Here is a 21,614-nt window from a genome sequence, read left to right on the forward strand (position 1 = left end):
ATGTCCGGGACAGGCTGAAATGGATAGGTGAAATGAACTTATATGCAAATAATACCGATATCATATCCCATCGATTTTGATGCTGCGTCTGTATTTGCAGGCGAGCAGGTTGTAGCGATCGGCGACTTTGACGGTGTCCATCTGGGGCACCAGGAAGTGATCGGACGAGCGCTTAGCACGGCTAAGAAGCTTGGCCTGCCATCGGCCATCATGACCTTTCATCCTCATCCCCGAGCGGTCATGGGGCAGGATAAATACTTAGATCTCTTGACGCCAATGCAAGCGAAGATGGAGAAGTTCGCCTCGCTGGGTGTCAGTCACACGTATGTCGTCACATTCGATGCTTCGCTAATGCGGCTATCCCCTGAGCAATTCGTGGATCAAGTGTTGGATCAGCTTGGTGTGAACAGTGTGATCTGCGGGTTTGATTTTACATTCGGCTACCAAGGCAAGGGCAATCCGGATTCGCTATGTGAGCTGAGTCATGGGAAATTTTCAGTAGAAGTGGTGAGACCTTTTCAAATGGACGGCGAAAAAGTTAGCTCAACTCTGATTCGTGAATCGCTGCAGCAAGGGGACATTGACACCGTAACAAGACTGCTTGGGCGTCCTTACAGCATCAGCGGGAAGGTGGTTGACGGCGAGAAGCGGGGAAGACAGCTGGGATTTCCAACGGCCAATCTGGCTTTAGATGAATCGTATGTTATTCCCAGAAATGGCGTGTATGCGATTAAAGCAATCCTGAATGGGGAAACCTATAAAGGTGTAATGAATATCGGCGTGAAGCCGACCTTTGCTACAGGTGAGCTCAAGCCTTCTTTCGAAGCTCATTTGTTTGACTTCTCCCAGCAAATTTACGGCGAGCGCCTGAAAGTGGAACTGATCGCTTTCCTGCGTCCGGAGCGGAAGTTCTCCTCGATTGATGAGCTGGTCACGCAGATAAAGCTGGATGCAGAAGCAGCCCGCAATTATGAGTAGCGTCGTACGAGCAGAAACAAACATTTACTTCTGCATGGCGACTATGATATACTGAATAACGTTGCCCAAGGGACTCCCTTCGGCATGAACCTTAGCTTGGATAGACGCTCTCATCGGCGATTTCTAGGCTAGTGGGGATACAATAGAATTTAGGAGATGAACAATCATGGCATTGACGCAAGAGCGCAAAACACAACTGATCCAAACACACAAGGTACATGATACCGACACAGGTTCACCAGAGGTACAAGTTGCTATCCTTACGGAGAACATCGTAAACCTTACGAACCACCTTCGTACGCACAAGAAAGATCACCACTCCCGTCGTGGTTTGCTCAAAATGGTTGGTCAACGTCGTAAGTTGCTAGCCTATGTGAAGAACAAAGATGTGAACCGTTACAGCGCTTTGATCGAAAAGCTTGGTTTGCGTCGATAAAATCGACAATGAGAAGCAACCTGTTGCTCCTTCGCTGGGCTTGATAAAGCTTGCGCAGCGTGCAGCAACGAGGTTGCTTTTTCTTGTATTTTTAAAAGGGAAAAAGAAGGAAATACTAGACAGTGCGCAGAAATAGAGGATGACTCCAAGCATAGGGCATACAGGGAATACATAGAGGAGTCTGAAGTCAAGGTGTTTGATTCTGCGTAATTAACCCAAACACAAACACATAGTGAAGCAAGTCAATTCCTTAGGAGGATGTTATGGAGAAAAGGGTACAAATGGAACTTGGCGGTAAACCGTTCATTCTTGAAACGGGCAGACTGGCCAAACAAGCCAATGCGGCTGTAACCGTTCGTTATGGCGATACGGTTGTACTAAGCACAGTAACGGCATCCAGCGGTCCGAAAGACCTGGATTTCTTCCCGTTAACCGTGAATTATGAAGAGAGACTGTACTCTGTGGGTAAGATCCCGGGCGGTTTCATTAAACGTGAGGGTCGTCCGAGCGAGAAAGCGATTCTGGCCAGCCGTCTAACGGACCGTCCGATTCGTCCGTTATTCCCGGAAGGCTTCCGTAATGACGTACAGATCGTTTCCATGGTGATGAGCGTGGATCAGGAATGCCCGCCGGAAATCGCGGCGATGATTGGAACTTCCGCTGCACTTGCGATCTCGGACGTTCCATTCAACGGACCGGTTGGCGGCGTGATCGTTGGCCGCGTTGACGGACAATTCGTGATCAATCCGACAGGCGAGACTGCCGAGAAGAGCGACCTGCACTTAACGGTTGCCGGTACGAAGGATGCCATCATGATGGTTGAAGCCGGCGCCAATGAAGTATCGGAAGACGTTGTACTGGAAGCCATCATGTACGGTCATGACGAAATCCGCAAAATCGTAGCGGTTATCGAGCAATTGGTCGAAATTGCCGGCAAACCGAAAATGGAAGTGAAGCTTCATACCGTTGATGCTGAGGTGAGCAAGGCTACGCGTGATTTCGCACAGGCCAGACTTGTCGATGCGATCAAAATTTCGGAGAAGCATGCTCGTCAAGAAGCGATCGATGTTGTGAACGCAGAAGCCGTTGAACACTTTACGGCGCTTTATGCGGAAACTCCGGAGCTGCTCGCAGACGTGAAAGAAACGCTTTATGACATCGTCAAGGAAGAAGTTCGCCGCTTGATCACGCACGATAAAGTAAGACCAGATGGCCGTAAATTGGATGAAATCCGTCCGATCGATTGCGACATCGACTTGCTGCCGCGCACACACGGCTCCGGTTTGTTCACACGCGGTCAAACGCAAGCATTAAGCGTATGTACGCTAGGCGCACTAGGGGATGTTCAAATTCTGGACGGCCTCGATCTTACAGAAACCAAACGTTTCATGCATCACTATAATTTCCCGCCGTTCTCCGTCGGGGAAGCAAGACCGCTTCGTCCGCCGGGCCGCCGTGAAATCGGACATGGTGCGTTGGGAGAGCGAGCGCTTGAGCCTATTATTCCTAACGAAACGGATTTCCCATATACGATCCGACTTGTTTCTGAAGTTCTGGAATCCAACGGGTCTACTTCCCAAGCAAGTATTTGCGCAAGCACACTAGCGCTTATGGATGCAGGCGTTCCGATCAAAGCACCGGTAGCGGGTATTGCGATGGGTCTGATCAAAGACGGTGACCATTTCTCCATTCTGTCCGATATTCAGGGGATGGAAGATCACCTCGGCGATATGGACTTTAAAGTTGCAGGTACTTCCGCAGGTATCACTGCCCTTCAAATGGATATCAAAATTGACGGTATCGACCGCAGCATCTTGCAGCAATCGCTGCAGCAAGCCAAAGAAGGCCGGATGCACATCCTGGGCAAAATGGTGGACCGCATTGCAGAGCCGAAGAAACAGCTGTCCGAATATGCGCCTAAGATTTTGACCATGAACATCAATCCGGACAAAATCCGTGACGTGATCGGGGCAGGCGGTAAAATCATCAATAAAATTATTGAAGAAACCGGCGTGAAAATTGATATCGAGCAGGACGGCCGCGTATTTATCGCTTCTTCCAACCAAGCGATGAACGAGAAAGCGCGCTCCATCATTGAGGGCATCGTGCGTGAAGTCGTTGTTGGAGAGACTTACCTCGGTACGGTCAAACGCGTGGAGAAATTCGGCGCTTTCGTCGAAATTTTGCCAGGCAAAGAAGGTCTCGTGCATATCTCGCAAATATCCACAGAGCGCGTAGCGAAAGTGGAGGATGTCGTAAATGTCGGTGACCAAATCACGGTCAAAGTGACGGAGATCGATCAGCAAGGAAGAATCAATTTGTCCCGCAAAGCTACACTAACTTCGCAAGTCCCGGCGCAAACTTAAGGCCGCGTGACTTGCGAGGTCACATTCGCATAATTTTCGGATAAAGAGTCAGATCAATCTGTCTCTTTTTTGCTTTTCATCTAGGCCGGACATGCTCCGTTCTAACCTTGTCCCCTCGTGCATACAATCAGGACATAAGGATAAGGGGGACCTGTCTATGCGCTACAAGAAATGGCTTCTTCTCGGGAGTTTCTTTGCTATGGTGATGCTTGGGTTACATACGATCCCTGATGTGGGAATTTATATTGCCGCGGTGAAAGACGGCAAGAGTCCATCTGTATTCGGGACCGATTGGCAGAATCAAGAGACACTGCCCGTCTTCGCGAATACGGCTGGCCGCGCGCGGGTACAAGGCACTGACAATTCCAATACCTTATTGGAAACAATCACGCAGGAGGCGGAGAAGCGCAAAGTCGCTCCGATTAATGCGCGAATTGATTCTGTTTGGAAAGCGATCCCCGGCTATAACGGGCTTGAAGTCGATATTGCGGAGACGATGAAGCTTACGGAGCACAGACTAGACACTGGCAAAATCAATTATGTCATGAAAGAAGTGCCCCCAGCCATTCAATTGGAGGATCTGGGGCCAAATCCGGTTTACAAAGGCAACCCGAAGAAGCCGATGGTTTCCTTGATGATTAATGTTGCTTGGGGCAATGAATTTCTGCCGAGCATGCTGGAGACGCTTCGCAAGGAGAATGTTCATGCGACCTTCTTCCTGGACGGCTCCTGGTTGAAGAAGAATGTGGATGTGGCGAAGCAAATTCAAAGCGAAGGGCACGAAATGTCCAATCATGCCTATTCGCATAGGGATATGAGAAATATAAGCCGCAGCAAGGCGGTGGAGGAGATCTCCAAAACAGAAGAGCTGCTGAAGTCGCAGCTAGGCGTCAATAATACGTTGTTCGCACCGCCATCCGGCTATTTCAAACAGGAAACGATTCAAGTGGCATCTGAGTTTAAGTTGCAAACAGTCCTATGGACATTCGATACGATCGATTGGAAAAATCCGGGTGCAAGCCGAATTCTGCAGCGCCTGTCCGCCAATGTGGAACCGGGCTCGCTCATCCTGATGCATCCTACGCAATCTTCCAAGGACGCACTGCCTGGGATGATCCGGATCATCAAAAATAAAGGGTTAACGCTGGGCACCGTCACGGAGTTGTTATCCTCAAAACGAGTAGCGGAAGCTGAGCCGTTGGCCAATTAGCCTGTCCGCTCGCAGGAAAGTTGAGTCGCTCGTACATTTTTGTTAGACTGAGAAAGTATAATTTGGAAATGGGACTTTACGGGCTTCATTTCGAGGAGGAAACAGAGTGATCAAATATCGCTTACATAACGGCCTGAGAGTGGTCATGGAACAAATACCGACGTTCCGGTCCGTCACTTTCGGGATTTGGGTCAAAACCGGCTCGCGCAACGAGTCACAAGACAAGAACGGCATTTCGCATTTTATCGAGCATATGCTGTTCAAGGGAACGGAGCGCCACTCGGCCAAAGATATCGCGGAGATCTTCGATGGCATCGGCGGTAATGTGAATGCCTTTACATCCAAAGAGTACACCTGCTACTATGCCAAGGTGCTTGATGAGCACCTGCCGCTTGCGATGGATGTGCTATCGGATATGTTTTTCAACTCTTCCTTTGATGAAGGGGAGCTGGAGAAGGAAAAGGGCGTTATCTATGAAGAAATCTCCATGTACGAAGATACGCCTGACGATCTCGTGCACGATTTATTAGCCAAAGCTTCGTACGGATCGCATCCGCTGGGGTATACGATTCTCGGCACACAAGAGAACTTGTCGCAAATGTCGTCCGACGATCTTCGAAATTATATGAAGCAGCATTATAATATCGAGAATACGGTGCTTAGCATCGCCGGTAATATTGATGATAACGTTCGCGAGCTCATCGAGAAGCATTTCGGCGGCTTCGCTTTATCCGGTGAAGAAACGAGCTACGAGGCACCTGATTTCTTGGGTGAGCTTATTTTCCATGCGAAGAAGACGGAGCAGAATCACCTCTGCCTGTCGCTGCCGGGCTTGTCGCTGCAAGAGGATAATTTGTATCCGATGGTTCTATTGAACAATGCGATCGGAGGCGGCATGAGCTCGAGGCTGTTCCAGGAAATTCGCGAGAAACGCGGCTTGGCTTATTCCGTATACTCGTACCATTCTTCTCATATCGATAGCGGGATGTTTACGATTTATACGGGGACTGCTCCTAAACAAACGGAAGAAGTACTTAAAGTGACGATGGAGCTTCTGCATGATATCGCCGTCAAAGGCATGCTGGAGTCGGAATTGAAGAAAGGTAAGGAACAACTGAAAGGCAGCTTGATTCTGAGCCTTGAAAGCACAAGCAGCCGAATGAACCGCTTCGGGAAGAACGAGCTGATGACCGGCAAGCACTACAGCTTGGATGAAATGCTCGCGCGCATCGACAGCGTCCAAATGGAGCATATTTCAGCCTTAACCAAATCGCTGTTCTCCACACCGTTCGCTTTATCCATGGTAGGGAACTCCGACGACGTCGTTTCCTCCTTCAGGAGGGATCAGCTTGTCTCACTCTAAGTTCGAAGTCCAAATCCAACGTCTGCCGGGGCAGGAGGACATCCAGATGCCGCAGCGGATGTCGGAAGCGGCGAGCGGATTCGATCTTCATGCAGCCGTTGACGAGCCGCTCATCCTCCAGCCGGGTGAACGGCGGCTCATTCCGACCGGTTTCGCGCTCAGCATGCCGCCGGAGCTTGAAGCACAGATCAGACCGCGCAGCGGCCTTGCGTTCAAGTACGGCATCACGACGTTGAACTCGCCCGGCACGATCGATGCCGATTACCGCGGCGAAGTCAAGGTACTGCTGATCAATCACGGGCAGCAGGCGTTCACGATCGAGCGCAATGAACGGATTGCGCAGATGGTGTTCCAGCTCGTACCGGCGGTGGAACTGAAGGAAGTGTCCGAACTGGATGCAACGGTACGGGGAGCAGGCGGCTTTGGCCACACAGGCCGATAAGGCATAGATAGAATAGAAGGAGAACCTCTTAACAGGGGTTCTTTTTTTTGTTTCGCTGGCGGGAAGCACCCATCTTTAGGCGAACGCATACTATAACTTATCGAAACGGACCGAGAAAGGGGTGTAAGCAAAGAATGCTTACTGGGATTTCGGTTGCTTTCATGGGCGGAGACGCCCGGCAGCTTGAAGTAATTCAAAAGTTTACCGAGTTGGATGCGACGGTGACATTAATCGGCTTTGACAATCTCGGGAGGCAATTTAGCGGCGTGACGAGCGCCAAGCTGGATCCCGTGCTGCTTCAAAGCGTGGATGTCCTTATATTGCCGGCGGTAGGTACGGATGATTCGGGACAAGTGGAATCTATATTTTCTAGCGAAGAATTGAAGCTGACGGACGTTCACATTTCTTCGCTGCCGAAGCATGCCAAAGTATATACAGGAATGGCCAAAGCGTATTTGAAGACGTTGTGTGCAGGACACGGCATTGAAGTTATTGAGTTGTTCAATCGGGACGACGTTGCGATTTACAATTCGATTCCGACCGCTGAAGGCGCGCTGATGATGGCGATCCAGAATACGGATATTACGATCCATGGTTCTGTATGTATGGTTTTAGGGTTCGGACGGACGGGGTTCACGATGGCCAGAACACTGCAGGGATTAGGGGCTACCGTTAAGGTAGGGGTAAGGAAACCCGAGCATTTTGCAAGGGCGTGGGAGATGGGTTTTCAGCCGTTTTATACGAAAGACCTGTACCCGGAAGTGGGGAATATTGACTTGCTTTTTAACACAATTCCGACTATGATAGTCACAGCGCAAGTAATTACCAATATCCCACATCGCGCGCTCATCATCGATTTGGCTTCCAAACCCGGCGGAACGGACTTCCGATTTGCCGAGAAGAGAGGCATCAAAGCGATGCTGGCGCCCGGGTTACCTGGCATCGTCGCCCCCAAATCAGCAGGCCGCATCATGGCGAACACATTAAGTCAGCTGATCGAGGAAGACTTCAAAGACAGGAGCGATGTGGAATGAATTGGCAAGGGAAAACGGTCGGTTACGCGTTAACCGGTTCTCACTGTACGCTGGAAGAGGTTATGCCTCAGATTAAGAGATTCGTAGACGCTGGTGCGAGGGTCATCCCGATCGTATCCAATACGATCATGACAACCGATACGCGTTTCGGCAAGTCGGCGGATTGGCAGCAGCAGTTGAAGGACATTACGGGGAACGATATTATTTCTACGATTGTAGATGCTGAGCCGCTCGGCCCATCCAAACTGCTTGATGTGATGGTTATCGCGCCTTGTACGGGTAATACGACAAGCAAGCTGGCTAATGCGATGACAGAAAGTCCCGTACTTATGGCGGCCAAAGCGCAAATGCGAAACTTGCGACCGCTTGTTTTAGCGATTTCGACGAATGACGGACTCGGACTCAACGCAATGAATATTGCGAAGCTTCTTATTACGAAGAACATCTTTTTTGTGCCTTTCGGTCAAGATGCACCCGGCGCTAAGCCAAATTCGTTGGTAGCCCGGATGGACTTGATCATGGAGACTTGCGAATCCGCACTGGAAGGCAAGCAGCTTCAGCCGATGATTATTGAGAGATTTCAGTACTAATTCATAGATCATTCTTGAAGGGGAGAGTCCAGCTAATGTCCAACCAGAAGCTTTTTAACGTCGCAGTAGTCGGCGCGACTGGCGCCGTCGGCGAACAAATCATCCGTCTACTAGAAGAACGGAATTTCCCCATCAAGGAACTGAAATTGCTTTCGTCCGCTCGTTCGGCAGGCGTTAGGATCCCTTTCAAAGGCCAGGATGTCATCGTTCAAGAAGCTAACCCCGGCAGCTTTGAAGGTGTGGATATCGCCTTGTTCAGCGCTGGCGGAGACGTTTCCAAAGCATTGGCGCCGCATGCGGTTGAAGCGGGAGCGATCTGTATCGATAACACCAGTGCATTTCGTATGGATGCCGATACGCCGCTTGTCGTCCCGGAAGTGAACATGGACAAAATCAATGAGCACAAAGGAATCATTGCCAACCCGAACTGTTCCACGATCCAGATGGTAGCCGCGCTGAAACCGCTATACGATCGGTATGGCATTTCTCGCATTATCGTTTCGACGTACCAAGCGGTATCTGGAGCGGGCGCGAAGGCAATCCAGGAGATGCTGAGGCAATCGAAGGAGGTTTTGGCAGGTCACGATGTGAAGCCGGATATTTTACCGGTGGGGTCGCTTCCTGTGAAACATCAAATCGCCTTTAATGCGATTCCGCAAATTGATAAATTTTTGGATAATGGATTTACGAATGAAGAAATGAAAATGATTCTTGAAACGAAGAAAATTATGGGCGATGAGTCGATTGATGTGACGGCAACCTGTGTGCGCATCCCGGTCGTGTACGGCCACTCCGAGTCCGTCTATGTGGAATTGAAAGAAGATTTCGACATCGAAGATGTGAAGTCGTTGCTTGCCGATGCTCCCGGTATCGTCCTCGTTGACAATCCGGCTGAGCAGCAGTATCCGCTGGCAGCCGATGCGGCTGGCAAGCTGGATACGTTCGTTGGACGTGTACGCCGCGATTTAAGCAATCCGAGAGCACTGAATATGTGGATTGTTTCTGACAACCTGCTCAAAGGCGCTGCTTGGAATGCTGTGCAAATTGCTGAATATATTGCTATAGAACAGTAATCGGCATGTCTGCGACCAACATGCAGTGAATATGGGGGAAACTCATGCGAATCCTTGTACAAAAGTTTGGAGGTACTTCGCTTTCCACCGCTCAGGCGAGAGAACATGTTATCGGACATATCCAAGATGCACTAATCGATGATTATAAATTAGTAGTCGTAGTATCTGCGATGGGAAGAAAAGGCGAACCGTATGCGACCGACACGCTCTTGGACCTCGTTCGGAAGAACGGGGAGGGGCTGCCGGCGCGGGAACTCGACATGCTCATGGGCTGCGGAGAATTAATCTCTGCGGTGCATTTGTGCAGTCTTTTGCAATCAAGAGGCATCAAATCTACGGTTTTGACAGGTGGGCAAGCCGGCATTCTGACGAATGACGACCACGGCAATGCGAAGATAGTTGCCATGCAGCCCAATCGTATAATAGAATTATTGGAACAAGATATGGTCGTCATTGTGACCGGATTTCAAGGCGTAACAAGCCAGAATGAGCTGACGACACTCGGACGCGGGGGCAGCGATACGTCCGCTACCGCGCTTGGAGCAGCGCTAAAGGCCGAGATCGTGGACATTTTCACAGATGTGAATGGGATTATGACAGCGGATCCAAGAATCGTCGAGGATGCCAAGCCGTTGATCCGCGTCAGCTTTGCCGAAATTTGCAACATGGCGCACAACGGCGCCAAAGTGATCCATCCGCGTGCCGTCGAGGTCGCCATGCATGCCAATATTCCGATCAGGGTGAGATCGACTTTCTCCAAAGATCCAGGAACTTTGGTGACCGCTACAGATACGATCCCGCATGATATGAATCAAGTCAGGGACCGTTTCGTAACGGGCATTGCGCATTTTACGAACATTACGCAGATTCATGTCGCTGCCGTTGAAGGGCAGTTTGATCTGCAGCTTCGCGTCTTCAAAACGATGGCGCAGAACCAAATCAGCGTAGATTTCATAAGCGTTAATCCGTCGGCGGTCGTATATACCGTATTCGATCATGAAGCGGAACGCGCCGTCAAGCTGCTCGCAAGCCAGGGCTATGAGCCACATGCACTCAGCGGCTGCGCGAAGGTTTCCGTCATCGGCGGAGGCATGAACGGCGTGCCCGGAATTATGGCGCAAATCGTAGAAGCATTGACGGTGGAAGACATACGCATCTTGCAATCAGCCGACTCGAATACGACGATCTGGGTGCTTGTGCAAGGGGAAGATATGGTTAAATCCGTTAAAGCTTTACATCATAAATTTAACTTATACAAATGAGATTCAGGAGGTGCAAACGGTGGATTTTGGAAGAGTCATTACAGCCATGGTCACTCCGTTTGACGAGCAATTGCAAGTCAACTGGGACCAAGTAGAACCGCTAATCAATTATCTGATCGAGGAGCAGCAGTCCGATAGCCTCGTGATCTGTGGGACCACCGGTGAGGCGCCTACATTAACCGACGAGGAGAAGCTGAAGCTGATCGAGCTATCCATTCGTTATGCCAAAGGCCGCTGCAAGATCATTGCTGGCACTGGAAGCAATGACACGGGCCACACCATCCATTTCTCCCAACAGGTCGAGAAGCTGGGAGTCGATTGCTTGCTCATCGTCGCTCCTTACTATAACCGTCCGTCGCAGGAAGGGCTGTACCAGCACTTCAAAGCGGTTGCTGAATCCGTTCAAGTGCCGGTTATGCTGTACAATGTACCGGGACGTACTGGCGTTAACGTGGATGCGGAGACGACGATTCGTCTATCGCAGATTGCGAATATCGTGGCAACCAAGGACTGTGCGAATACGGACCAATTGACACGCATTATCAGTGAAGCGGCACCGGGATTCCTTGTATATAGCGGGGATGACAGCAATGCGCTGCCGGCGTTATCCGTTGGTGCGTATGGCATTATCAGCGTGGCCAGTCATGTGATTGGAAAAGAAATGCAATCTATGGTAAAGTATTATCTAGAAGGCAACATTCAGCAAGCGGCAGAACTTCATCGTAAGCTCCATCCTATCTTTACTGGCATTTTCCGTGTACCGAGCCCTGCGCCAATCAAGCATGCTCTAGCACTGAAAGGGATCCAGACAGGGGGAGTCAGACTTCCGTTGGTTCGCGTATCCGAGCAAGAAGGACAATTCATCCAATCACTTTTTGTATGATAACGCCTAATGAATCGGTGCTTCCGGCATCGGTTTTCTTTTTTTGGGGAAGCTAGTGCAAATAGCAGTAAACTTGTATTTGTAGTTTTTTTTCATGTATAATGGTGGCAAGTGACTAGTTCGGTTTTTCATTTAAAATTCGTCGTCCAATCTATGAAGGAGGTATATTCTTGTCCAAAAAAAATATTGATAAACTTTTGATCTTCGCTCTTGGCGGCGTGGGCGAAATCGGGAAAAATATGTATTGCGTTCAGTATGCGAACGATATCATCGTTATTGATAGTGGTTTGAAGTTTCCTGAGCAGGACATGCTCGGAATCGATATTGTCATTCCAGATATCGGATACTTAACGGAGAATCGGGATAAAGTACGCGGCATTATTATTACTCACGGCCATGAAGATCACATCGGCGGCTTACCTTACGTGCTGAAGCATTTGAATGTTCCTTTGTATGCGACTAAGCTTACAATGGGGCTGATCGAAGCGAAGCTGAAGGAAGCGAATTTGCTCGGTACGACGAACCGAATCCTCATCAATGCGGATTCCGTGCTCTCTCTAGGCACTATTACAGCAACTTTCTTCAAAACCAATCACAGTATCCCTGATTCTGTTGGTGTTGCGCTCGATACGCCGGAAGGCGTCGTGGTCCATACAGGGGACTTCAAATTTGACCAGACTCCTGTGAATGATCAATACGCAGATTTGCACCGAATGGCCGAGATCGGGAAAAAAGGCGTTTTGGCCTTGCTTTCCGACAGCACCAACGCTGAGCGTCCCGGTTACACGGGATCCGAGCGCAGTGTAGGCGTCGAGATTGAAGAAGTGTTCCGTAAGGCTAAGCAGAGAGTCGTCATTGCTACTTTTGCATCTAACATTCACCGCGTACAGCAGGTGTTCGATGCAGCGGCAGCGACGAATCGTAAAGTTACCGTCATCGGTCGAAGCATGGTGAATGTCGTATCGATTGCCAGCGAATTAGGTTACTTGAACATTCCGGATGGCATGTTGATTGAGCCTGAGGAAGTAAACAAGCTGGCTGCTGACCGGGTTGTCATTTTGTCTACAGGTAGTCAAGGCGAGCCAATGTCAGCACTGACTAGAATGGCGCGTTCCACCCACCGCAAGGTAGATATTTTGCCTGGAGATACCGTCATCATTGCAGCTACGCCGATTCCAGGTAATGAACGAGACGTAGGACGTACTGTGGACGAACTGTTCCGTATTGGCGCTAACGTTATTTATGGCCCAGGTTCCGTTACCGGCGTACACGTTTCAGGTCACGGCAGCCAGGAAGAATTGAAGCTGATGCTCAATTTGATGAAGCCTAAATACTTTATTCCGATTCACGGTGAATATCGCATGCTGCGTCAACACGGTCATCTCGCGGAGTCTGTCGGAATGGAAAAAGAAGATATTTTCATTTGCGATATCGGGGATACGGTAGAAATTCAGAACGGTGTTGCCCGCAAAGGCTCTAAAGTTCAAAGCGGTAACATTCTGATTGATGGACTGGGCGTCGGAGATGTAGGCAACATTGTGTTGCGTGACCGTAAGTTGCTGTCTCAAGACGGTATTCTGGTGGTCGTTGTTACTCTCAGCAAACAAGATGGCAAAATTTTATCCGGACCGGATATCATTTCTCGCGGATTCGTCTATGTACGTGAATCGGAGGGCCTCTTGGAAGAAGCCAATCGAATCGTAACCAATACGTTAACGAAGCTTATGAATGAAAATGTTAATGAATGGGCATCTTTAAAAACTAACGTGAAAGATGTTCTCGGACGCTTTTTATATGAACAAACCAGAAGAAGACCAATGATCCTTCCAATTATCATGGAAGTCTAGGCTCGAACAGTCACTTGAACCTATGCAAATAGCAAAGCTCTCTCCTTAACCGGAGGGAGCTTTTTTCAGTTGGTTCTGTGCACGGGAGGATGCATGAAAGAGAGCAAGCTTATTCATACTATGGGAGATAATGCACCATGATGGCAAGGTCATTTCGCCAAATTCGAAGGGGGACTCTTAATGGCATCATCTAATGATCCGAAGCAGCAGGAACCGGGATCCGAGGAAATCAAGAAAAATCCAGTACTGGAGAACATTCAGCAGCTGGGTCAGACGAATACGATTTCGGGCGAATCCAACATTTTTTGTCTCACCATAATCGGGCAAGTGGAAGGGCACATCGTCCTCCCCCCGCAGAATAAAACAACCAAATACGAGCATCTGATTCCGCAATTGGTTGCGGCTGAACAAAATCCGAAGATCGAAGGGGTCATGATCATTCTCAATACCGTAGGCGGTGATGTGGAAGCCGGGCTGGCGATTGCAGAAATGGTGTCAACGCTTTCGAAGCCTTCCATTGCACTTGTTCTGGGCGGCGGTCACAGCATCGGCGTGCCGATCGCCGTGTCGGCCGACTATTCCATTATTGCGGAAACGGCCACAATGACGATTCATCCGATCCGGTTGAACGGGTTAATTATCGGCGTGCCGCAAACATTCGAATATTTGGATAAAATGCAGGAACGCGTCGTTCGGTTTGTGACGAAGCATTCCAATGTTACCGAAGAGAAGTTTAAGGAATTGATGTTCAAAACGGGAGAGTTGACCCGGGATATCGGCACAACGGTTATTGGCGAGGATGCCGTTAAATACGGTTTGATTGATCAGGTCGGCGGCATAGGCGACGCCATCAGGGAGCTGAACAAGCGGATTGAAGCCAAGAAAGCGACGGCGGGCGGTGGCATTGTCCAATGATCCATTATTCGGTCGTCCCGATGGATGTGATATTTGAAGGGGCAGAGGCGTTCCGGCCTCAGTTTATCGATGTCGATCAAGGCGGCGTCAAGCTGCAAATCGAACCGCTCAGCGGCTTTCAAGGACGAATTGTCAGACTGTACAGCTGTAATCCTCAAGATTTTTTGAAAGAGCAATATGCCCCAGGCACTATTATTTCGTATAGTCCTGCTCCGGAAGGGACTTCACTCACATAAAGCGCCGCTGCTGTATCATCCCTCTAGCCAAATATGGTATAATGTGGACTCGGGGGTGACAGGCGTGGCGAAACGCAAGAAAAAAGGCAAAGCTCTAAAAACAAGCTTACTATTTGAGTTATACGGCATACTGATTTTGATTTTCTCGGTCATTGCGCTTGCCCATCAGGGGCATGTCGGGAATTCGCTCATTTACCTCTTTCGGTTTTTTGTAGGAACGTGGTACTCGCTAATACCGCTCATATTCATATATGTGGCCTTATATGCCATGATCAAACGGGCTTGGCCGCAGATGGTGACCCCCAAGAAAGTCGGTATTCTGCTGTTCATTCTTGGACTATTGATCAAGAATCAGATTGATTTGTTCGCTCAGCTTTATCCGGATGGCGGCTTCAGCTCCGGCAAAATCATTTCCTCTACATGGAATGCCATGCTGGACGGATTGAAGCCTACGGATGCCGGCAAAGCCGCTTTGGAATACGGGATCGGCGGAGGCATGATCGGTGCCGTACTCTACAGCATCTTATACTTTCTGTTCGACTATCTGGGCGCTAGACTCATTCAATATGCGCTGTTTGTTATCGGTTTCATCCTGGCCACAGGAATTTCCTACGTCGACATCGGCAATGTGATCCGCGGCCGATTCAGCAACGTCGGACAAAATTTCAAGGACAGGATGCAGGAATGGCTGCAGGACCGGGATGCCCGCCAGCCTCAACCTGCCACAGCGGGGGCCAGCGAGAAGAAGGTGAGGAAGCCGGCCTACGTGCCTGTCGACGATGAATTCGACGAGGAAGTGTTCCAGCCGGTCAAGAAGGCGAAGAAGTCGCCCTTGTTCATGGAACTGCTGCGTCCGATCAAAGAGGGGCGCAAGAAACGTGAGACTGCTCCAGTCGATGAGCAGGACGATGACTTTCAACATGCAACGGATGACGAAGCTGCGGAACAAGTCGTTTATAAGTCTGGCACCGTACAAGCTGCAGACGATCTTGCGGGCGACGAAGGTGAGCTTCCCGTAACGCCGATCATTCGCGATTTCCAAGAGCAGGTGTTCCAGGAAGCGCAGCAAACGGTCAAGCCTGCTGCCGCCCCACCGCTCAGCGCGGTTCCCAAACCGCAGTCCGGAGGATCCGCAAGCGCGGAAGGGGACGATGAACCGGTTACGCTCGAATTCCAAGAGAATGTGCCCGTTGTCCAGACACGGCCCTACGAAATGCCGTCGCTTGAACTGCTGGCTAAGCCGGCAGTCGGCAAAGGCAGCGAAATGTCCGACTACAAAGCCAATGCCAGGAAGCTGGAAGCAACGCTGGAGAGCTTCGGCGTCCGGGCGAAGGTGCTTGAAGTCGTCCGCGGACCGGCAGTTACTCGCTATGAGATACAGCCGGATGTCGGCGTGAAGGTGAGCCGGATCGTCTCCTTGACGGACGATATTGCCTTGGCGCTGGCTGCCAAGGATATCCGGATGGAAGCCCCGATACCGGGGAAATCGGCCATCGGGATTGAAGTCCCGAACCTGGAGGTTTCGGTCGTTACGATGCGGGAAGTGATGGAAACGTCCGCCTTCCAAGAATCCGCCTCGCGGCTCTCCGTGGTGTTAGGGCGCGATATTTCCGGACAGCCGATTGTCGGCAACCTGGCGAGAATGCCCCATTTGCTCGTAGCAGGAGCAACGGGTTCAGGGAAATCCGTCTGTATCAACGGGATTATTACAAGCATTCTATACAAAGCGAAGCCGAACGAAGTGAAATTTCTGATGATCGACCCCAAAATGGTCGAGCTCAATGTGTATAACGGAATTCCGCACCTGCTGGCTCCGGTCGTTACTGACCCGCGCAGAGCATCGCTTGCGCTCAAGAAAGTCGTTGTCGAGATGGAGAAGCGATATGAGCTATTCTCCAAAAGCGGAACACGCAACATCGAGGGTTATAATGCGATGCTGACTGAGAGCGGAACAGCCGCTCCGCTGCCGTACTATGTGGTCATCGTGGACGAGTTGGCCGACTTGATGATGGTCGCCGCGAACGATGTGGAGGACTCGATCTGCCGATTGGCGCAAATGGCCCGTGCTGCGGGCATTCACTTGATTATTGCGACACAGCGTCCATCCGTTGACGTCATTACAGGGGTCATCAAAGCGAACATCCCTTCGCGTATCGCCTTCGGTGTATCTTCGCAGGTGGACTCTCGGACGATCCTGGATATGGTCGGGGCGGAGAAATTGCTGGGCCGGGGCGATATGCTATATTTGCCTGTAGGCGCATCCAAACCTGTACGCGTACAGGGAGCCTTTCTTTCCGATCAAGAGGTCGAGCATGTCGTTACATTCGTTCGGACTCAAGAGCAAGCTAATTACCAAGAGGAATTGGTACCGCAAGTAGAGGATATGCCGGAGCAAAACAACGAGGTTGAGGACGAGCTCTACGACCAGGCGGTCCAGATCGTGCTGGAAGCGAAACAAGCGTCCGTCTCCCTGCTCCAAAGGCGCATGCGAGTCGGCTACACACGTGCGGCCAGACTTGTGGATGCAATGGAAGCCAAAGGCGTCGTCGGCCCTTATGAGGGGAGTAAGCCTCGTGAGGTGTTAATGTCGATTGAGCAGTACCATCATAACCGAATCTCCTCATAATTCTCGATGTCGAGCACACTCTCCGGAAGGAGAGTGTTTTTTGTTTGCATAAACGATGTCTCCCTTTCTCATAATAAGCAAAGAAAAGCAAGAAAAGGCTCTTATTTGAAAAGTGAGGTTGAGAAGGGGAATGAATAAACGGTTAATCGTGTTAACTTTTTGTATTGTTTTCGTTCTTGTTGTCGCTTTCCAGTTAAAAGGGAAATTTAATCCTCCGGCACAAGAGACGTTCAGCAAGAATGAAATCCGTTATGGTGCAACGGGCTCGGACGTGAATGAGCTGCAGGGCCGATTGAAGTTCATAGGCTTCTACGGCGGTAATATTGATGGCGACTTTGGCTATAAGACATTAACAGCCGTGAAACGTTTTCAAGGTGAGTTCGGAATGATTGTGGATGGCATCGTGGGCCCTAAGACGAAGTTGAAGCTGTGGGAAGCGACGAAAAATTGGAAGCCGACTGCACCTGCGACAGGCGGAGGGGGAAGCGGCACCGGCACCGGCACTGGCACCGAGAATACGACTTCAACCGATAAGCCGGCAAATTTAATTCCTTCCAACAATCTGGGGCTGTCGGAGCAAGATATTAATTTGATGGCTAATGCCGTACATGGCGAGGCTCGGGGTGAACCGTATGTGGGACAAGTGGCCGTGGCCGCCGTCATTTTGAACCGAGTGAAATCGGCGAGCTTTCCGAATACCGTGTCTGGCGTTATTTTTCAACCGGGCGCTTTCACAGCCGTAGCCGACGGTCAAATTTGGCTCACGCCGAACGAGTCGACGAAGAAAGCGGTTCGAGATGCTTTGAGCGGATGGGATCCGACAGGCGGATGCATTTACTATTTCAATCCGGCAACCGCAACGTCCAAATGGATTTGGAGCCGGCCTCAAGTGAAAACAATCGGTAAACACATCTTTTGTAAATAAATGATTAAAAGGACAAGGAGAAGGAACCGCCTTTGGTTGCTTCTCCTCTTCGTATAGGAATATAATGGATGTAGATTCCGATCTCAGAAGGGAGACTGACCTTTGAAGCATATACAATTTGAGCGCACTACGTTGAACCACATTCGTTTGCATGTGCTGCCGACAGACCGGTTCAAAACGTTTGCTATTTCCGTGTACATAGGCCGGCCCTTAGACGAAGAAACGGTCACGAATACGGCGTTGACCCCGTTCGTATTAAGAAGAGGAACCGAATCGCGGCCGGAAACCAAGCAATTTCGCGAATATTTGGACGATTTATACGGCGCTGGATTCGGGTTCGATATTTATAAAAGAGGCGACTACCAGATCGTACAGATGCGGATGGATATTATTAACGACCGGTTCGTGAAATCGGCGGAATCCCTGCTGAAACAAGGGCTTGAGTTTGTAGGGGAGACGCTGACGCGCCCGGCGCTGGAGGAGAATCGTTTCCGCAGCAAATATGTGGACTCCGAGAAACAGACGCTTCAGAAGCGGATTGAATCGGTGATCAATGATAAAATCCGTTACGCGGCTGAGCGCTGTATCGAAGAAATGTGCAGCGGTGATCCGTACCGGCTCCATCCGTTAGGCAAAATTGCGGATTTGGACCGTATTAATCCCGAACAGCTGTACGAACAATATAAGGAATGGCTGCAAACGTCTCCGTTGGATATTTATGTCGTAGGGAATACGACGCTTGCTGAGGTTGAGGGCATTGTCCGGACTGCATTCAATATCGATAGAAAGCAGGACGTCAGTTATGTAACTTCCGCACCGCGGGGGACTTCCGGCGAAGTGAAGACGGTTGTCGAGCGTCTGGATGTCAACCAGGGCAAGCTGAATATGGGTCTGCGCACGAACATATCGTATCGTGATGAGCTTTATCCGGTTGCTTTGATGTACAATGGTGTTCTTGGCGGTTACCCGCATTCCAAACTATTCATCAATGTCCGTGAGAAAGCTAGCTTGGCTTACTATGCTTCATCCCGTTTCGACGGACACAAAGGGATTCTGACGATTCAATCCGGGATTGAGATGGCGAATTATGAGAAAGCGGTTGATATTATCCGCAAGCAGCTAACGGCGATGGAGCAGGGAGACATCAACGACATCGAACTGAGCCAAACCCGGGCGATGATTGCCAATCAATTGAGAGAAATACAGGATTCCGCGTTCGAACTGATTTCTTTTGATTTCAATGCGATCTTATCGGGGAAAGAACGTACGGTAACCGGCTTGATCGAGTCCGTGGAACAAATCGATGTTGCGGCGATTGCCGACGCAGCCAAGAAAGTTCAGCTGGATACGATTTACTTTTTGCGGGATCAGAAAGGAGAGTAGGCCATGAAAGTTGTTCCATATCCACACCTGGGTGAAACGATTTATCACGAAGTGCTTGAGAATGGGCTTCATGTGTTTGTTCTCCCCAAAGAAGGGTTTCAGAAAACGTACGCAACGTTCACGACGAAATATGGCTCGATCGACAATGATTTCCAAGTTGAGGGCAAGGAAGCCGTGCAGGTGCCGGACGGCATCGCACATTTCCTGGAGCATAAAATGTTTGAGGAGCCGGAAGGCGATATATTCGCTACATTCGCATCAAACGGAGCTTCGGCTAACGCATTCACAAGCTTTGACCGGACCGCGTATTTGTTCTCCTCTACTGACAATTATTTAACGAATTTAACGACGCTAATTAATTTCGTGCAAAACCCATACTTTACCGACGAGAACGTCGAGAAAGAGAAGGGCATTATCGGTCAGGAGATCAAGATGTATGAGGACAATGCCGACTGGCGCAGCTATTACGGATTGATCGAATCCTTATACGCCAAGCATCCTATTCATATCGATATCGCCGGAACGGTAGCCTCGATTTCCGAGATAACCAAAGAAACTTTGTATGAGTGCTATAACACGTTTTACCATCCGAGCAATATGAGCCTGTTCGTCGTGGGAGGCGTAGATCCGGAAGAAGTCATTAAGCTTGTCAGGGATAACCAAGCGGCCAAAACATTCCCGCCGCAGGGCGAAATCAAGCGCTTCTTCCCGGAAGAGCCGGCAGAAGTGAACGAGGCTCGCAGAGTGACGATGCTGCCGGTTTCGATGCCCAAATGTTTAATCGGTTTAAAGGAGGCGGCGCCTTCCGTACAAGGCAAGGAGCTGCTGGTCCGCGAATTGACGACGAAAGTGATGCTGGACGTTCTATTCAGCTCAAGCTCGGATATTTATCAATCGTTATATGATGAACAACTAATTACGGATAACTTCGGACATGAGTATAACTGCAGCGATGGGTACGCCTTCTCCATTCTCGGCGGCGATACGAAGCATCCCGATCAGCTGGTCGCCCGCATCCGGGAGGAAGTGGAGAAGCGGAAGAGTACGGGGCTGGACGAAGTGACGTTTGAGCGCAGCCGGAAGAAGAAAATCGGCAATTTCCTGCGAATGATGAATTCACCGGAATCCATTGCGAACGAGTTTACGAAATACCGGTTCAAAGGAATCGATCTGTTCGATATATTACCGGTCTATGAGCAAATTACCCTAGATGATGTGAATCGCCGGTTCCGGGAGCATTTCGATTGGAGTAAGCTTGCGGTATCTATTGTCCAAAGCCGTGAGAAGTCGTGACCTTCACGAAGCCGTTTAACGAACAAACCGTCCTCATCACGGGAGCAAGCCGCGGCATTGGAGCAGCCATTGCCGAGCGGTTTGCCGCGGTAGGCATGCAAGTCGTCATCCACTACCGCGACTCCCACGAGGCGGCGAATGAAGTGGCGAGAGCTTGTATGAAGCATGGCGCCAAAGTATTGACGGTATCAGCTGATGTGAAGTCGCGTGAACAGATTATGGCGATGAAAGAGAAGCTAGAGCAGAAGGATATGATCCCCGATATCGTTGTGAATAACGCCGGTATTGCCCATTATGGTTTGCTCTCCGATGTTAGCGAGGAAGAGTGGGATGCGGTGATGAACGTGAATCTTAAGGGAGCTTTCCTCTGTTCGCAAACGTTCATGAAGGCTATGATCTCCCAAAAGTACGGACGTATCATTAATGTTTCTTCCATATGGGGCATCTCGGGCGCTTCCTGCGAAGTCGTTTACTCCACAGCCAAGGGCGGCCTGAATGCTTTCACCAAAGCGCTGGCTAAGGAGTTGGCCCCCTCGGGAGTGACGGTGAACGCCGTTGCACCGGGAGCGGTCGAAACTGAAATGATGTCCGGCTTCGAGACGGAAGAGCGTGATGCGATTGCCAGCGAAATTCCGGTCGGCCGCTTCGCCATGCCGCATGAAGTTGCTTCGCTCGTCTATTTCTTGGCTCTTCCGGAATCAGGATACATAACGGGTCAGATTATTAGTCCCAACGGCGGTTGGCTGACTTAG

Annotated in this window: 19 protein-coding genes; all 19 read left to right on the top strand. The window is 50.1% G+C overall.

The genetic code is table 11. The annotated features are described in order from the left end of the window. Positions 1–42 precede the first annotated feature (42 nt). The 19 genes from J2X61_RS28065 to ymfI all read left to right on the top strand — a co-directional run bounded on the left by J2X61_RS28065 (position 43) and on the right by ymfI (position 21,614). Positions 43–978 (top strand): bifunctional riboflavin kinase/FAD synthetase, encoded by a 936-nt coding sequence (locus J2X61_RS28065; RefSeq protein WP_310192681.1) that lies wholly within the window; start codon positions 43–45, stop codon positions 976–978. 166 nt (positions 979–1,144) lie between these two features. Next, the gene (gene rpsO / locus J2X61_RS28070) at positions 1,145–1,414 is read left to right on the top strand and encodes a 30S ribosomal protein S15 (RefSeq protein WP_126143204.1); all 270 of its coding nucleotides are present in this window, start codon (positions 1,145–1,147) and stop codon (positions 1,412–1,414) included. A 263-nt stretch (positions 1,415–1,677) separates the two neighbouring features. Continuing rightward, positions 1,678–3,780, top strand: coding sequence for a polyribonucleotide nucleotidyltransferase (pnp, locus tag J2X61_RS28075; protein WP_274471372.1), 2,103 nt, complete (start codon positions 1,678–1,680; stop codon positions 3,778–3,780). A gap of 157 nt (positions 3,781–3,937) precedes the next feature. After that, complete coding sequence (locus J2X61_RS28080; protein ID WP_274471374.1) at positions 3,938–4,990, top strand: polysaccharide deacetylase family protein; 1,053 nt, start codon at positions 3,938–3,940, stop codon at positions 4,988–4,990. Between the two features lie 106 nt (positions 4,991–5,096). Next, on the top strand, positions 5,097–6,353 hold the full coding sequence (locus J2X61_RS28085) for a M16 family metallopeptidase (RefSeq protein WP_274471376.1): 1,257 nt from the start codon (positions 5,097–5,099) through the stop codon (positions 6,351–6,353). After that, positions 6,340–6,795 carry a dUTP diphosphatase gene (dut, locus tag J2X61_RS28090; RefSeq protein ID WP_310192685.1) on the top strand — a complete coding sequence of 152 codons (456 nt, stop codon included), beginning with the start codon at positions 6,340–6,342 and terminating at the stop codon, positions 6,793–6,795. Before J2X61_RS28085 ends, dut begins: the two co-directional genes overlap by 14 nt. 134 nt (positions 6,796–6,929) lie before the next feature. Then, positions 6,930–7,829 (top strand): dipicolinate synthase subunit DpsA, encoded by a 900-nt coding sequence (gene dpsA / locus J2X61_RS28095; protein ID WP_274471379.1) that lies wholly within the window; start codon positions 6,930–6,932, stop codon positions 7,827–7,829. After that, positions 7,826–8,419, top strand: coding sequence for a dipicolinate synthase subunit B (locus J2X61_RS28100; RefSeq protein ID WP_274471382.1), 594 nt, complete (start codon positions 7,826–7,828; stop codon positions 8,417–8,419). Before dpsA ends, J2X61_RS28100 begins: the two co-directional genes overlap by 4 nt. 35 nt (positions 8,420–8,454) lie before the next feature. Next, positions 8,455–9,492 carry an aspartate-semialdehyde dehydrogenase gene (locus J2X61_RS28105; RefSeq protein WP_274471384.1) on the top strand — a complete coding sequence of 346 codons (1,038 nt, stop codon included), beginning with the start codon at positions 8,455–8,457 and terminating at the stop codon, positions 9,490–9,492. Positions 9,493–9,536: 44 nt separating this feature from the next. Beyond that, entirely contained in the window at positions 9,537–10,754 is a 1,218-nt protein-coding gene (gene dapG / locus J2X61_RS28110; RefSeq protein WP_274471386.1) for an aspartate kinase, read from the top strand. A gap of 19 nt (positions 10,755–10,773) precedes the next feature. Next, positions 10,774–11,637 carry a 4-hydroxy-tetrahydrodipicolinate synthase gene (gene dapA, locus J2X61_RS28115; RefSeq protein WP_274471388.1) on the top strand — a complete coding sequence of 288 codons (864 nt, stop codon included), beginning with the start codon at positions 10,774–10,776 and terminating at the stop codon, positions 11,635–11,637. Positions 11,638–11,807: 170 nt separating this feature from the next. After that, positions 11,808–13,484, top strand: coding sequence for a ribonuclease J (locus tag J2X61_RS28120; RefSeq protein ID WP_274471389.1), 1,677 nt, complete (start codon positions 11,808–11,810; stop codon positions 13,482–13,484). A 180-nt stretch (positions 13,485–13,664) separates the two neighbouring features. Continuing rightward, the gene (locus J2X61_RS28125) at positions 13,665–14,399 is read left to right on the top strand and encodes a ClpP family protease (protein ID WP_274471391.1); all 735 of its coding nucleotides are present in this window, start codon (positions 13,665–13,667) and stop codon (positions 14,397–14,399) included. Further along, entirely contained in the window at positions 14,396–14,635 is a 240-nt protein-coding gene (locus J2X61_RS28130; RefSeq protein WP_310192698.1) for a YlzJ-like family protein, read from the top strand. Before J2X61_RS28125 ends, J2X61_RS28130 begins: the two co-directional genes overlap by 4 nt. A gap of 64 nt (positions 14,636–14,699) precedes the next feature. After that, positions 14,700–17,261 carry an FtsK/SpoIIIE family DNA translocase gene (locus J2X61_RS28135; protein ID WP_274471395.1) on the top strand — a complete coding sequence of 854 codons (2,562 nt, stop codon included), beginning with the start codon at positions 14,700–14,702 and terminating at the stop codon, positions 17,259–17,261. A 130-nt stretch (positions 17,262–17,391) separates the two neighbouring features. After that, positions 17,392–18,186, top strand: a complete 795-nt coding sequence (gene sleB / locus J2X61_RS28140) for a spore cortex-lytic enzyme (RefSeq protein WP_274471396.1) — start codon at positions 17,392–17,394, stop codon at positions 18,184–18,186. 102 nt (positions 18,187–18,288) lie between these two features. Then, entirely contained in the window at positions 18,289–19,569 is a 1,281-nt protein-coding gene (gene yfmF / locus J2X61_RS28145; RefSeq protein WP_310192704.1) for an EF-P 5-aminopentanol modification-associated protein YfmF, read from the top strand. A gap of 3 nt (positions 19,570–19,572) precedes the next feature. After that, complete coding sequence (gene yfmH / locus J2X61_RS28150; protein ID WP_274471398.1) at positions 19,573–20,862, top strand: EF-P 5-aminopentanol modification-associated protein YfmH; 1,290 nt, start codon at positions 19,573–19,575, stop codon at positions 20,860–20,862. Then, on the top strand, positions 20,859–21,614 hold the full coding sequence (ymfI, locus tag J2X61_RS28155) for an elongation factor P 5-aminopentanone reductase (protein WP_274471400.1): 756 nt from the start codon (positions 20,859–20,861) through the stop codon (positions 21,612–21,614). Before yfmH ends, ymfI begins: the two co-directional genes overlap by 4 nt.

The sequence above is a fragment of the Bacillus sp. 3255 genome (genome assembly GCF_031456485.1).
Lineage (GTDB): Bacteria > Bacillota > Bacilli > Paenibacillales > NBRC-103111 > Paenibacillus_E.